General features: G+C 38.2%; 16 protein-coding genes. 10 read left to right on the top strand and 6 right to left on the bottom strand.

The features are described 5' to 3' along the window. The coding region (locus AC1DG9_RS14530; RefSeq protein WP_477634791.1) for a DUF4172 domain-containing protein at positions 1-269 on the bottom strand (269 nt) is incomplete at its 3' end. Positions 270-415: 146 nt separating this feature from the next. On the opposite strand from AC1DG9_RS14530, the gene AC1DG9_RS14535 reads away from it, so the two are divergent. From AC1DG9_RS14535 to AC1DG9_RS14565, 7 genes are all read left to right on the top strand, one after another. Then, on the top strand, positions 416-1,543 hold the full coding sequence (locus tag AC1DG9_RS14535; protein WP_337715108.1) for an NAD(P)/FAD-dependent oxidoreductase: 1,128 nt from the start codon (positions 416-418) through the stop codon (positions 1,541-1,543). Then, on the top strand, positions 1,544-2,275 hold the full coding sequence (locus AC1DG9_RS14540; protein WP_337715110.1) for a methyltransferase domain-containing protein: 732 nt from the start codon (positions 1,544-1,546) through the stop codon (positions 2,273-2,275). A gap of 12 nt (positions 2,276-2,287) precedes the next feature. After that, positions 2,288-3,340: a type III polyketide synthase gene (locus AC1DG9_RS14545; protein WP_477634792.1), complete on the top strand. Its 1,053-nt coding sequence runs from the start codon at positions 2,288-2,290 to the stop codon at positions 3,338-3,340. Between the two features lie 122 nt (positions 3,341-3,462). Then, positions 3,463-3,909 carry a 3-hydroxyacyl-ACP dehydratase FabZ family protein gene (locus AC1DG9_RS14550; protein ID WP_172663744.1) on the top strand — a complete coding sequence of 149 codons (447 nt, stop codon included), beginning with the start codon at positions 3,463-3,465 and terminating at the stop codon, positions 3,907-3,909. After that, positions 3,902-5,176, top strand: a complete 1,275-nt coding sequence (locus tag AC1DG9_RS14555; protein WP_477634793.1) for a beta-ketoacyl-[acyl-carrier-protein] synthase family protein — start codon at positions 3,902-3,904, stop codon at positions 5,174-5,176. Before AC1DG9_RS14550 ends, AC1DG9_RS14555 begins: the two co-directional genes overlap by 8 nt. A 1-nt stretch (position 5,177) precedes the next feature. Then, the gene (locus tag AC1DG9_RS14560) at positions 5,178-5,432 is read left to right on the top strand and encodes an acyl carrier protein (RefSeq protein WP_172663746.1); all 255 of its coding nucleotides are present in this window, start codon (positions 5,178-5,180) and stop codon (positions 5,430-5,432) included. Then, positions 5,429-5,893, top strand: a complete 465-nt coding sequence (locus AC1DG9_RS14565; protein ID WP_288880498.1) for a 4'-phosphopantetheinyl transferase family protein — start codon at positions 5,429-5,431, stop codon at positions 5,891-5,893. Before AC1DG9_RS14560 ends, AC1DG9_RS14565 begins: the two co-directional genes overlap by 4 nt. Here the strand turns inward: AC1DG9_RS14565 and AC1DG9_RS14570 are convergent. The 3 genes from AC1DG9_RS14570 to AC1DG9_RS14580 all read right to left on the bottom strand — a co-directional run bounded on the left by AC1DG9_RS14570 (position 5,888) and on the right by AC1DG9_RS14580 (position 9,522). After that, a complete protein-coding gene (locus tag AC1DG9_RS14570; protein ID WP_048904584.1) occupies positions 5,888-6,766 on the bottom strand; it encodes a Ppx/GppA phosphatase family protein in 879 nt (292 codons plus the stop codon). The genes AC1DG9_RS14565 and AC1DG9_RS14570 overlap by 6 nt on opposite strands. A 4-nt stretch (positions 6,767-6,770) precedes the next feature. Then, positions 6,771-8,825 carry a polyphosphate kinase 1 gene (gene ppk1 / locus AC1DG9_RS14575; RefSeq protein WP_172663748.1) on the bottom strand — a complete coding sequence of 685 codons (2,055 nt, stop codon included), beginning with the start codon at positions 8,823-8,825 and terminating at the stop codon, positions 6,771-6,773. A gap of 100 nt (positions 8,826-8,925) precedes the next feature. Beyond that, positions 8,926-9,522 carry a hypothetical protein gene (locus tag AC1DG9_RS14580; RefSeq protein WP_337715114.1) on the bottom strand — a complete coding sequence of 199 codons (597 nt, stop codon included), beginning with the start codon at positions 9,520-9,522 and terminating at the stop codon, positions 8,926-8,928. 116 nt (positions 9,523-9,638) lie between these two features. Here AC1DG9_RS14580 and AC1DG9_RS14585 point away from each other — a divergent pair, with 116 nt between their 5' ends. Both AC1DG9_RS14585 and AC1DG9_RS14590 read left to right on the top strand, forming a co-directional pair. After that, positions 9,639-10,130, top strand: coding sequence for a YajQ family cyclic di-GMP-binding protein (locus AC1DG9_RS14585; protein ID WP_172663750.1), 492 nt, complete (start codon positions 9,639-9,641; stop codon positions 10,128-10,130). Beyond that, a complete protein-coding gene (locus AC1DG9_RS14590; protein ID WP_172663751.1) occupies positions 10,130-10,570 on the top strand; it encodes a GNAT family N-acetyltransferase in 441 nt (146 codons plus the stop codon). Before AC1DG9_RS14585 ends, AC1DG9_RS14590 begins: the two co-directional genes overlap by 1 nt. 19 nt (positions 10,571-10,589) lie before the next feature. On the opposite strand, the gene AC1DG9_RS14595 is transcribed toward AC1DG9_RS14590, so the two are convergent. Further along, a complete protein-coding gene (locus tag AC1DG9_RS14595; protein WP_172663752.1) occupies positions 10,590-11,900 on the bottom strand; it encodes a nicotinamide mononucleotide adenylyltransferase in 1,311 nt (436 codons plus the stop codon). 94 nt (positions 11,901-11,994) lie between these two features. Here AC1DG9_RS14595 and AC1DG9_RS14600 point away from each other — a divergent pair, with 94 nt between their 5' ends. Then, positions 11,995-13,728, top strand: a complete 1,734-nt coding sequence (locus AC1DG9_RS14600; protein WP_477634794.1) for an ABC transporter ATP-binding protein — start codon at positions 11,995-11,997, stop codon at positions 13,726-13,728. On the opposite strand, the gene AC1DG9_RS14605 is transcribed toward AC1DG9_RS14600, so the two are convergent. Then, positions 13,638-14,214: mechanosensitive ion channel domain-containing protein (locus tag AC1DG9_RS14605; protein WP_477634795.1), on the bottom strand; the 577-nt coding region annotated here is incomplete at its 5' end. The genes AC1DG9_RS14600 and AC1DG9_RS14605 overlap by 91 nt on opposite strands.

The following is a 14,214-nucleotide window of genomic DNA, read 5'->3' on the forward strand; positions in this document are numbered from 1 at the left end:
ACATCAGATGGAATATTAAGTCCAAGATTATTACGAATGGAGGACATAATTTCCTGTCGGCTTAAAAACTCGCCTTCAATTTCAGAAGTCTTCACCGCTTCTGATATCATAATCTGCAACAATGCTTCTTGCTGAATGTCTGGTGGCAAAGTTTGTAATATGCCGTTCACTTCACCTGTTTCCAGTGTAAAGGCGTATAACATAGCCTCGCTTTTATTAAGCTGAATCTTAAAATCTGGCCACTCCGGTAGTTCCCAATTATATTTCATGAGCCAATTATTTTTACTAATCGGCTCAAATATAGTGAATTTATGAGCCGATTAGTAAAAATAATCGGCTCATAAATTCACTATGACTTTTAACGAACAATAACGAGTTTTATACTGTTATGTAATCACTAAGTTCGTTACCTGCTGTGAAATCAGAAAAAAATGACATAATTATAGTTGGTGGTGGCTTAGCTGGATTAACCTGTGCAATACATTTACTAAAGTCCGGATTTGGCGTTACCCTAGTAGAAAAAAACCATTACCCGCAGCATAGGGTTTGCGGCGAATACATTTCAAATGAGGTTATTCCGTATTTGAAATGGCTTGATGCTGACCCGGCCGGGCTAAATCCAACAGAAATTACCCGATTGTCTATTTCTTCTGCCAATGGCAAAACAATAAACACAGAATTGCCGCTCGGCGGTTTTGGAATTAGCCGCTTTGCACTTGATCATTTTCTTTACCAAAAGGCGTTGCAAAATGGATGCACTTTCATAAATGATACTGTAACCGCTATTGATTTCAAGGATGATGTATTTAGCATTAGCACAGCCAAAACTGGTTTGCTTAACGCAAAAATTGCAATTGGCGCTTTTGGAAAAAGATCATCATTAGATCAAAAAATGGAACGGGGATTTATTCAAAAAAAATCGCCGTGGCTCGCAGTAAAAGCACACTACAAGGGCGATTTTCCGGATGATCTGGTTGCACTTCATAATTTTAAAGGAGGGTATTGTGGCGTTTCTAAAGTTGAAAACGACCGCATTAACATCTGTTACCTAACAGATTACCAAAGCTTTAAAGCGCATAAAAACATTACAGATTTTCAAAAACAAGTACTTTACAAAAACCCTCATTTAAAAGAAGTATTTGAAAACTGCATTCCATTATTTGATCAACCGCTAACCATAAGTCAGATTTCTTTCGAGAAAAAAGAGTCTGTTTATAACCATATTTTAATGGTTGGAGATACCGCAGGTTTAATCCATCCTTTGTGTGGAAACGGAATGGCGATGGCCATCCACAGCGCCAAACTTTGTGCAGAATTAACCATTCAATTTTTGAATGGCAATATCTCATCAAGAAATCTATTAGAAGAAAAATATGAAAAAGTATGGAACCTGAATTTCAAAAATAGACTGACCGTGGGGAAACTTCTGTCGGGGATTATAAGAAAAGGAAAACTCTTCGCTCCATTGTTAAATCTATTGATTAAATTCCCTTCTATATTACCTCAAATTATTAAAAAGACTCACGGAAAACCAATTATTTAAATGCTTGTAAACACCAGTCGAAGAAGCGAAGCACCTGAAATAATGGATAATTTCTCTATGGAAGGAGAAATACTAAGAGACGCTTTAGACAAAATTGCAAGCATAAACAGGTTGCTGGGCGGAAACAAAGTAACCTTGCAGGGCGTAACAACCTTAATAAAAAACACCGGGACTTTTAGCAATAATACCGCAAAAGAGATTAGCATTTTAGATGTAGGTTGTGGGAATGGTGATATGCTGAGAACCCTTGCAGATTATGCTGCTAAAAATAATTTAAAGTTTAAACTAATTGGAATTGATGCCAACAATTATACCATTGGCTATGCGCAGCAGTTATCCAAAAACTACCCAAACATTAGCTACGTATGTACAGATATTTTCAATGAAATTGAACAACAAAGCTCTTACGATGTTATCCTTTGTACATTAACCCTTCACCATTTCAAAGATTCGGAAATACTGAAACTGATGAACGGTTTTAGAAATCAGGCAGAGATGGGTATTGTGGTTAACGATTTACATAGAAGTGCTATTGCTTATTACCTGTTTTTGGCGATATGCTTTGTTTTCAGGCTCAATAAAATGTCTAAAGATGATGGATTGGTTTCGATACTTAGGGGTTTTAAAAAGGCCGACCTCCAATCTTATTCCAGGGAACTGGACTTTAAAAAATATACGGTAAAATGGAAATGGGCATTTCGTTATCAATGGATAATTCCAACTTCCAATTAACAAAAACCATTTATGAGCGTAAAGATCAAAACCATTGCTAAGCTGCTGCCCCGGTATTCAAGAAAAACTGAAGAAATTATACCTTTTTTAGATTCTTGGTTAAGCGGACAAGATGAACGTTTCATTAGAAAAGTAAAAAAGATATTTGAAAACGCAGGCGTTGACCAGCGCTATTCAATCATGTCGCCTGAAGAAGTATTCAGCAACCTGACTTTTGAAGAAAGGAATAACATTTATGTAAGAGAGGGCATAAACCTTGCTACCGAATGCTTAAAAAAAGCTTTGAAAAAAGCGACATGGTTACCTGAAGATCTGGATTATATAATTACAGTGAGCTGCACGGGTATCATGATTCCTTCGTTAGATGCATACCTCATCAATACCTTAAATCTGAAACAAGATATCGTTCGCTTACCGGTTACGGAAATGGGATGTGCGGCTGGTGTTTCGGGCATGATATACGCCAATAATTTTCTGAAAGCCAATCCTGGGAAACGGGCTGCTGTTGTGGCATACGAATCGCCTACAGCAACATTTCAGGTAAATGATTTTTCTATGGCCAACATTGTTAGCGCGGCAATTTTTGGTGATGGCGTGGCTTGTGCGTTACTGTCATCTCATTCTGATGATGAGGGTCCGGAAATTATTGMGGATGAAATGTATCACTTCTACAATGCAGAACAGATGATGGGTTTTAAACTGGTAAACAGTGGTTTGCAAATGGTTTTGGATGTTGCAGTGCCTGATACGATAGAAAGTCATTTCCCTGATATAATCCATCCGTTTTTAGCGAAACACGAGTTAACGATAGATGATATCGATCATCTGATCTTTCATCCGGGGGGAAAAAAAATTGTTCAGCTTGTTGATGACTTATTTGGTAAATTAGATAAGAATATAGAAGATACTAAAGCGGTTTTAAGATTGTTTGGAAATATGTCGAGCGCCACGGTTATGTACGTTTTAGAACGCTTTATAGAGGGTGAGCAAAAGGCCGGAGATTTGGGGCTGATGTTAAGCTTTGGCCCGGGGTTTTCTGCGCAAAGAATATTGTTGAAATGGTGATTTAAAGTTAGTTTTGCGTCATCTCGAACGCAGAGAGATCTCTCTTGAAATCGCAATCATAAACAAGAGATCTCTCTGCGTTCGAGATGACAAGACGAAAATAAAAAAGATATAAACATAACATGAATAAAGAAGAAATTTTGGCCCACTTGCCTTACTCCAAACCGTTTTTATTTGTAGATGAAATACTTCATATTGATGAAAACGGATCAAGCGGAACTTTCACATTTGATAAAGATCTTGACTTTTACAAAGGTCACTTTAAAGATCATCCGGTTACACCCGGTGTAATTTTAACTGAAACAATGGCTCAAATTGGTTTGGTTTGTTTGGGGATATACCTTACAGGAAGTGCTGAAGGTGGTGTACCGGGACATGTAATGCTAACTTCTACTGCTATTGATTTTATGAAACCGGTATTCCCGGGAGAAAAAGTAAAGGTTGTTGCAGAAAAGGTGTATTTCCGCTTTAAAAAACTAAACTGTACTGTACAAATGCTAAATGATCAGCATGAAGTGGTATGCAAAGGCACAATAGCCGGAATGGTAACCAATAAAATGAATGGATAACAGAGTTGTTGTAACAGGATTAGGTGTTGTTGCCCCAAATGGAGTTGGCTTAACTGCATTTACCGATGCCATAAAAAACGGTACTTCGGGTATTAAACACGATCCTCAGTTAGAACAACTGCAGTTTTCTTGTCAGATAGCTGGTAAACCTGAACTGTCTGATGATTTTATTGCGCAATATTTTACAGCCTTAGAACTAAGGAATTTTAACAGTACAGGCATCCTGTATGGCGTTATTGCCGGTATGGATGCCTGGAAAGATGCAGGCTTAACCATTACTGAAGGTGATGAACCTGATTGGGACTGCGGAACAATATTTGGAACCGGCACTTCGGGTATTGATAAATTCAGAGAGTCTATCTATAAAGTTGATGACCTGCAACWCAGGAAACTTGGCAGCACTGTAGTGGTGCAAACGATGGCTAGCGGAATCAGCGCTTACCTGGGCGGCAAGCTTGGATTGGGAAATCAGACAACCACAAACTCATCGGCCTGCATTACCGGCGCAGAAAGCATTTTAATGGCTTATGAGCGAATTAAAACCGGGCAGGCGACAAAGATGCTCGCTGGCAGCACAAGCGACAGCGGGCCTTATATATGGGCCGGATTTGATGCAATGAAAGTTTGCACTTACAAACACAACTCGTCTCCAGAACAAGGATCGCGACCAATGAGTGCCAGTGCAAGCGGCTTTGTGCCTGGAAGCGGTGCAGGAGCGATGGTTTTGGAATCGCTGGATAGTGCCCTAAAGCGAAATGCAACAATTTATGGGGAAATAATAGGAGGCCATATCAATTCAGGCGGACAAAGAGGCACCGGAACAATGACAGCTCCAAATAGCATTGCTGTTCAACGCTGCATAAAAGGAGCCTTGCAAAATGCAGGCATTAAAGCCAGCGAAGTAGATGCCATTAACGGGCATCTTACAGCAACCTCTAAAGACGCCACAGAAATCCAGAACTGGAGTATCGCCTTGAATAGAAAAGGTTCAGATTTCCCCTATATCAACTCTTTAAAATCTACAATCGGCCATTGCCTAAGTGCCGCCGGAAGCATTGAATGTGTCGCTTCAATTTTACAATTGCATCATGATTTTATATTCCCGAATATCAATTGTGAAGATCTAAATCCAGAGATTAGCGACGCGATAGATTTCAATAGAATTCCGCAACAATTGTTGAACACAAATGTTAATATTGTGGCTAAAGCAAGCTTTGGATTTGGAGATGTAAATGCTTGTATTATCTTAAAAAAATACGTTAAATAATATGGACAGAGCAGAATTAATAGCGAGGCTTACGCCTATTATTGCTACCTATGCACAAGATAAAGATGCAGTAGCCTCAATAAATGAAACCACTGATTTCATTAAAGACCTGAAGATCAATTCTGCAAACCTGGTTGATGTAATTTTAGATGTTGAAGAGGAGTTTGATATCGAGATTGACAACCTATCGATGGAACGAATGCTAAATGTAAGTGCTGCAATGGAAATCATTGAGGATAAACTGAAAACAAAATGATAGGCAACGATATAGTAGATCTTGTACAGGCCGCGATAGATAGTAACTGGAAACGGAAGGGTTATCTGGATAAGATCTTTAACTCTGAGGAGCAATTTATGATCACCTCCGGCATTCATCCTTCTATGATCATATGGTTGCTATGGAGTATGAAAGAATCGGCCTATAAAATATATTCAAGGGAGGCTAAACTCCGTGAGTTTGCCCCGCTTAAACTTCAATGCAGCAACCTGATCATTCACAACGATACAGCCACCGGAAATGTTTCTTATGAGAATGAGCTATACTATACTGAAAGCTATTTTGATGAGCATTACATTCACACTATAGCCTCAACAAAACTGGAAGAACTGGGAAAGGTTGAAATTAAGATAACCGACCATGCACTGTTTGATTACAAAAAAACTAAACCGGCATCGGTAAGTCACCATGGTGCATACCTTGCCTTAGTTTATTTATAAATTCTCTTCTATCAGCAGGTTAATTATTCCATCTACCAATCCAACTTTAGGTACGTAGATCTGTTTAATGCCTGTCCACTTCATTAAAGTAATGTAGATTTCACAGGCTGGAATAATTACGTCGGCCCTATCCGGATTAAGACCAAACACGCTAATCCTTTCCTTTAAAGAATGTCCGTTCAGTTGGTTGTACAATCCTTTTAATTTCAGGAATGATAGTGGCATCCCGTCCTTTTCGTCCGACATTCTGAACAACTTATTGATGTTTCCACCAGTTCCAATACCTGCCACATTTTTAAGGTTTTTTGTATTCTCTTTGACCCACAGCCGCATATCTTCCCAGGTCTCGTCCTTGTCCTGGTTGTCGAGGATTCGGATAGTACCTATATCGAAAGATTTAGACGCTACCGGCTCTTTGTTTACAAAAACCGAAAGTTCAGTACTACCTCCACCTACGTCTATATACAGATAGCTCTTTTTAGCATCCAGGTTTTCTTCGATATGGTTAGCGTAAATGATGTTTGCTTCTCGCTGGCCTTCAATAATTTCCAGATCAAGATCGGCAACTTCTTTAATCCTTTTTATCACCTCAGCTCCGTTCTCCGCTTCGCGCATTGCAGATGTAGCACAAGCAAGATATTCTGAAACGTGATAAACATCCATCAGATTTTTAAAAGCACTCATTGTTTTAACAAGGTCTTCTACTTTACGATCTGATAACCTGTGATCTAGAAACGCATCATCTCCCAGCCTTAATGGTACCCTTACCAGGGTATTCTTTTTATAACTATAGCCTTTTTCTGTTTTTGAGATATCAGCTATCAGTAACCTTACAGCGTTTGACCCTATATCTATTGCAGCGTATCTTAACATTGCTCTATTGGTGTTTATTTTTTAAGTAATTATAGGTTTGCACCTGCGCCCTAACTTTTGTTGTGAGTCTGTTTTTATGGTATTTGTTGTTGTTTAAGCGAGTAATATCCCGGGCCTTTACATTATCTTGTAGTTGAAACTCAATGATATCTCTTATTTCCTGTCGCACTTCTTCATCTAAAACCGGGAAGCCCACTTCTACCCTATGTTCAAAGTTCCTGCTCATCAGATCTGCAGACGAAAGAAACATTTCCTCTTTATTATTATTGCCAAATATGAATACCCTGGCATGCTCCAGAAACTTATCGATGATGCTTATAACAGTGATGTTTTCACTAAAGCCTTCTATGCCCGGAACAAGCGTGCAAATGCCGCGAACAATAAGTTTAACAATTACCCCTGCATTACTCGCCTCGTAAAGTTTCTCTACGATCCCTTCGTCCGCAAGGCTATTTACCTTTAAGATTAGGTAGGCTGTTTTGCCTTGCTTTGCAAACTTAATCTCTCTATCTATCAAACCATATATCTTGGTTCTGGATTCGAGTGGCGATACGATCAGGTGCTTAAATCCTTTTATGACCATCCTCTTGTTCAAGGCATTAAAAAGCTTAAGCAAATCCTGTGTAATTTCTTTTTTAGCGGTAAAAATACTGTGATCGCAATAGAGCTTAGCTGTTTTCTCGTTAAAATTACCGGTAGCAAGATTGGCGTAGTAAACGGCTCGCCCCTTCTCCATTCTTTTAACCAGACAGATTTTTGAGTGCACTTTATAATCCGTTAAGCCGTAATTAACATGTACACCTTCCTCTTCTAATTTGCTTGTCCAGAATATGTTTGCCTGCTCATCAAACCTGGCTTTTAATTCAACCAGGCAATGAACCTTTTTACCATTTTTAGCTGCATTTATCAGGGCATTTACAACTCTGGAGTTTTCTGCCAATCGGTACAGTGTAATATTGATTTCTGTTACCTTAGGATCAATTGCGGCCTCACGTAAAAACAGAATGATATAATCGTAGGACTGATAAGGTAAATTGATCAGATAATCACGTTCGCTTAGTTTATTAAAGATGCTTTCGGTACGGTGTAGACCCGCTACTTTCAAAGGTGCATTTTTTGCATATTCCAGGTCTTTAGAACCTACGTTTGGAAAGGCAATAAAATCTCCGAATTTATGATATCTGTTTCCGGGAATTAAACTTTCGGCCTCTATCTTAAGTTTAGAAATCAAAACCGTAAGCATCTCAAACGGCATCTCAGTATCGTAAAGAAGGCGCATTGGTTTACCCTTTTTACGTTTATCCAGACTGGTTTTCAGGTCTTCAACAAATTTATCATTGATGTTTTTATCTATATCCAGCTCCGCATCTCTGGTGAGCTGAATAGAATATGCATCTATAACATCATAATTAAAAACATAGAAGATATCATCTAAACAGTACTTAATTATATCCTCGGCCAGGATGATAAATTTAAGTCCATTTGTTTCAGGCAGAACAAGGAACCTTGGCAAATCCGGAGGCAGCTCTATTAGTGCATACTTCTCGCTTTTCTTTGATGTTTTTTTTGAAAGCCGAACAAAGAAATATAAATATCGATCTTTAAGTTCCGGAAAGGGCTTATCCAGATCAATCATAATAGGAACAAGAGTTGAAAGTATTCTGTCTCTGAAATGGTTGCGAACAAATTCTCCACGTGCAACGTTAAGTTGCGTTTCGTTTAAAATAAAGATCCTGTTCTGTGCTAATTCATTTATTAGTGTTGCCTGAAAAAGCTGCTCAAACTTACGCTCCTGCTTTACAACAATGTTCTTTATCTCGTTTAAAATCTTTTTAGGGTTAAAGCCCAATAATGCTTTGGCCTTATCATTTAGGTTAGATAACCGGCTTAATGTGGCTACCCTTACCCGATAAAATTCCTCAAGGTTCGACGAGAAGATAGATAAAAACTTGATCCGTTCTATGAGCGGTACGGTTTCATCGGCAGCTTCTTGCAAAACCCGTTCGTTAAAATACAACCAACTGATCTCTCTGTTTAGAAACGGCGCCTTTTTTTTCATTAAATATTATTGGTCCTCAAAACTGCAAATTCTATTGTTAAGTAATTGTTAATTATTACTCAATTAATAGGTTTAAACTTAACTCTTAATCTAACCGGCCTTATTTAGTCTTTTGGGGCGGTGTTTTTGGTGCAGCAGGCTTTGTGGCTTTTTTAACAGGAGTCTTACTTGCAGCAGGTTTTGCGGGTGCCGCCTTAGTTACGGGTTTAGCTGCAGTTTTAGCTACTGCTTTAGCAACAGGTTTTGGTACAGTTTTTTCCGCTACTTTAGCAACAGTACCTTCTACTGATTTAGAGATTGCTTTAGCTGCTTTTTCTTCTGTTGCAATTGCAGCTACTTTAACACTTTGGGCCACTGGCCTTGCTTTTGCAACCGCTTTTTTGACTACTTTTTTTGCAGTTTTAGCTCCTTTAACTGTACTTTTCTTTACTTCTTCAACCTTTTTGCCTATAGGTTCTTTTGATGAAGTTGCTTCGTCAATTTTATTTTCTACAACTGTTTTTACATCCTTAAATTTCTTCGATAATTTTTTGGCAACAAACTTACTGGCAATCTCAATATCCTTACCTATTCTTTCTGCATCATGTCCCAGATGTTTTACCGCTTCCAGAAATTTCTCTCTTAAACTTTTTTCTAATTCTTTTTTAACCGCCTTTTTTGAGTCTTTTTTTTGCACCTTTGAGTTATTGGTTTTCATATGTTATAAGTTTTAGTTTAACAGCTTATGAATGGTTCATAATAATTTCGTTTTTTTGTACAGAGAAATCAATATTTACTTAAATCTAATATATTTTTTACTATAAAGCTATAATCATGCCCACTTTCGATATTGTAAGCAAAGTAGATGCTCAAACATTTGATAATGCGATGAACAACGCAAAAAAGGAAATCCTTAACCGTTATGATTTCAGCACTTCAAAAAGCACCATTGACCACGATAAAAAAACCAATGTAATTACCATAGTTACGGAGGATGATATGCGCTTAAAAGCAATTGAAGATGCTATTATTTCCAGGATGGTAAAGCAGAATCTTGATGCTAAGAGTCTGGATTTTGGTAAAGAACAATATGCATCAGGCAACATGATCCGTAAAGAAATTACGGTTAAGGAAGGCATAGACAAAGAGACTGCAAAGAAGATAGTCGCAAAAATAAAAGCAAGCGGACTAAAGGTACAGCCATCTATGATGGATGATCAGGTTCGTGTACAAAGCAAAAGCATTGATGACCTGCAAGCTGTGATTTCACTTTGCAGAAAAGAGGATTTCGGACAACCTTTGCAATTCATAAACATGAGGAACTAATGGAAATTGAAGATCATGGTTTTATCTTTTCAGATGATAAGAATAAAATAGATCCTATTGCTATTCATCATTATCTGAGCACCCAATCTTACTGGGCAGAGAATATTCCGTTAGACATTGTTGAAAGATCCATAGAAAACTCATTGTGCTTTGGAATTTACAAAGACACTAAACAAATTGGCTTTGCCAGATGGATCACAGACAAGGCTACTTTTGCATACCTTGCTGATGTTTATGTTGAAGAAATATATAGAGGACAAGGCTTATCAAAAAAGCTGATGTCGCTAATGCTTTTCCATAAAGACCTTCAGGGATTAAGAAGATATATGCTGGCAACCCAGGATGCCCATGGCTTATATGCTCAATTCGGTTTTAAACCCATTGAACATCCCGACAGGCTAATGGGAATAGCAATTAAAAACCCTTATAAAGACTTGTAATATTTTGTAAAAACAATTTTTAAACTGTTTTTACATCATCGTCGCTATAATCCTGAATATCTGTAATATATCCATTTAGGATCAGAAAATCGAACAAAGGTTTGGCATCGGGAGTTACCGGCATATTTGCCGAAGTAACTACTTCATTTGTTTTCTTATCAAGGAATGGATAGGCAAAAAGTTTTACATTTTTGCTAAACATATCGCTCACATAACTTAGCAACAGGCTGCTGTAATCTTCGCCAAAGTTATTTGAGTTAAATACAAATTTCAGGTTATTGATATTGGTAGATATACCTACACTTTTTGGCCTGCATCGATCCAGGTATTTAGCTAGTTTATTGTGTCTGGAAAAGTTTGATACGATTACCTTATTTCCGGTTTTACACATCTCTTCTGCTCTTTTTGCAACGGCCCTCAAATCTACTTCATGCAAGTCATCGCCGGTCGACAATAAGTTAGACATCAATACCTCTATAAGAACACTCAGGTTGTCTTCCTTTACATTTTCTGTCTTTACAAACTGATCAACAGCTTTGTTGAGCATGCTAAAATTTGGATGAGATTTTTGCGCATACTTTGTACGCAGAATCATGATATCTTTTTTATACAGCAAATCTTTAGGCAAACAAGGCTGACCCTGAGCGTCAAAAATAGCTGCATCGGAGAAGTCCTTAACGATCAGATATAGATTTAACAAGATGTTATCCGCACCTTTAAATACTGGCCCGTTCACAGAAATAAGATCTATTTCGACTGATCCAACAGTTAAATTATCTGCCAATGACTCTATCATTGCCCTGCGGTCCTGATTGTAATAAAATGCTGCGTAAACAAGGTTAACACCAATTATACCCAAAACGTTTTGCTGTAAAGCGGCATCAGTATCAAGCAAACGAACATGAAAAAATATTTCGTTGGGCTCCCCTCCTGGCTCTGATTGAAAGCGAAGTCCTATCCAACCATGCGGGTCATTAGATTTGTTGTAGTTAAGTGTAGTTACTGTATCTGCAAAAGCGAAAAAAGTTCTGTCATCATACTTTTCGCCGCTCAATCTTTCAGTTAATAAACCAAATTCATGGTTTAACATTTTCAATAGTCTGGATTTGCTCACATATCTGCCAGACTCTTCAACACCATAAATTGCATCACTAAATGTCATGTCGTATGCCGACATTGTTTTTGCAACCGTACCCGACGCGGCACCTGCGGTGAAGAAATTACGGGCCACTTCCTGTCCAGCACCTATCTCTGCAAATGTTCCGTAAATTTTAGGGTTTAAGTTAATCTTTAAAGCTTTACGCTTAGTATCAAGGATTTCTCTTTCCATTTTGCAAAAATAACACAATCAGATGGATTTAGACGATAAAATCCCTATATTGATGCCAATTATTTTCATACAGAAAATTTGTTCCGTAAAATCGATGCTGAACGTTAAAAACCTCGACATACAATTCCTAAACAAAGAGGATAAATCCTGGCTTAAAGCAGTTAACAATGTGAGTTTCTCCATTGACAAGGGTAAAGTACTTGGTATTGTTGGAGAGTCCGGATCAGGAAAATCTGTAACTTCCTTCTCTATTATGAGACTCCATGATCCGCAAAGCACAATGATTGGAGGTGAAGTGGAATTTGACAACATTGATCTGCTAAATTTAACACCCRAAGAAATCAGAGACTACAGAGGCAATAAAATTGCCATGATTTTTCAGGAGCCCATGACTTCTTTAAATCCGGTTTTTACTTGCGGAGCCCAGGTCGAAGAAGCGATTATACTACATCAAAAGCTTGATAAGTATACGGCAAAAAACAAAACCATAGCTCTTTTTAAGGAAGTTCAGCTTCCGCGTCCGGAACATATATTTGACAGTTATCCCCATCAACTTTCCGGAGGACAAAAGCAAAGAGTTATGATTGCCATGGCGCTTAGCTGTAATCCGGAACTTTTAATAGCAGACGAACCTACAACCGCTCTTGATGTAACGGTTCAAAAAACGATCCTGGAGTTATTACTAAAGCTTAAACAGGAACGTGATATGGCCATGATATTCATATCTCATGACCTGGCCGTAATTAGCGAAATCGCAGATGAAGTGGCCGTTATGTATAAGGGTGAAATTGTTGAACAGGGATCGGCAGATCAGATTTTTCATCACCCACAACATCCGTATACTAAAGGTTTGCTTGCCTGCAGACCTGCACCGAATAGGTTACTAAAAAAGTTACCCGTTGTGGCCGACTTTTTAAATGAAGACTCGGATCAGGCGATTGCACATCTAATGGCACAAAATAGTTATACTGATTCTGAAATCGAACAGAGAAGGGCTCAGCTATATGGTCAAAAACCGCTATTGGAGGTTAAAGACCTGTGTACCTGGTATCCCATAAGGAATGGTTTGTTTGGCAAAACCACTGATTATGTAAAGGCAGTTGACCATATTAACTTCGATGTTTTTCCTGGTGAAACGCTTGGACTTGTAGGTGAATCGGGCTGTGGAAAAACTACCTTAGGCCGTAGTATCTTAAGGCTGGTTGAGCCTACCTCAGGACAGATCATTTTTGATGGCAACAACATCACCTCTCTTAACAGAAGAGACCTGCGTGGATTGAGAAAAGATGTACAAATAATTTTTCAGGATCCATACTCTTCTTTAAATCCAAGACTTACCATAGGCAATGCTTTAATGGAACCTTTACAGGTACATGAGGTATTAGATAATGACACCAAAAGAAAGGCTCATATATTAAATCTACTTGAACGTGTTGATCTGAAAGCCGAACATTTCAACAGATATCCACATGAGTTTTCGGGCGGTCAGCGCCAACGTATTGTAATTGCCAGAGCACTTGCCTTACAACCGCGATTTATTATTTGCGATGAATCGGTATCTGCACTGGATGTTTCTGTACAGGCCCAGGTATTGAATCTGTTGCGCCAGTTGCAGCAGGAATTTGGACTTACCTATATTTTTATCTCTCACGATCTTGCAGTTGTAAAACACATTTCTGATCGGATGATTGTGATGAATAAAGGAAAAATTGAGGAACAAGGATATCCTGATGATATCTATAACGAATTGGGGATAATTACCATATCACTATCTTCGTTTTGCAAAATCATATTGATGAGTGTAATATCCAATATTTTACCCTCATGATCCCCTACCTTAATATGATCTCCTAATGAAAGCCTGTCGGAAAACATGATAATTAAACCATTGATCATATTGGCAACATAGTCTTTGAATGTAACTGCCAATGCTGCTGCAACAATAGAAATACTAAATACCAGATCCTGTAATTTCACATCCCAGAATGAGGTTAATGCCAGCATAAAAAACACTGTGTTCAATATCGACTCAATCCGGTTAATACCCAGAATGAAATTATCCTTAATGTTGCTCTTAAACTTATGTTTTTTGATGTACCAATAAATAACCACCCATCTGATGATAGAGATTGCCAGACTTGGTCCCAGAAAGATCATAAAGCCACTCGTTATTCTTGCCAAACGTGGGTACTCAACATAGATTTGCGGCTTGTTGATATAAAAATAAACCAACAGCGAATAAATCAATGCCTTTATCAGGATCATCAGCAATTCCTTGCCGGTTTTTCTTTCTCTGTCTTCTATCATTTTATAC

The organism is Pedobacter sp. 05L430, from assembly GCF_056397585.1.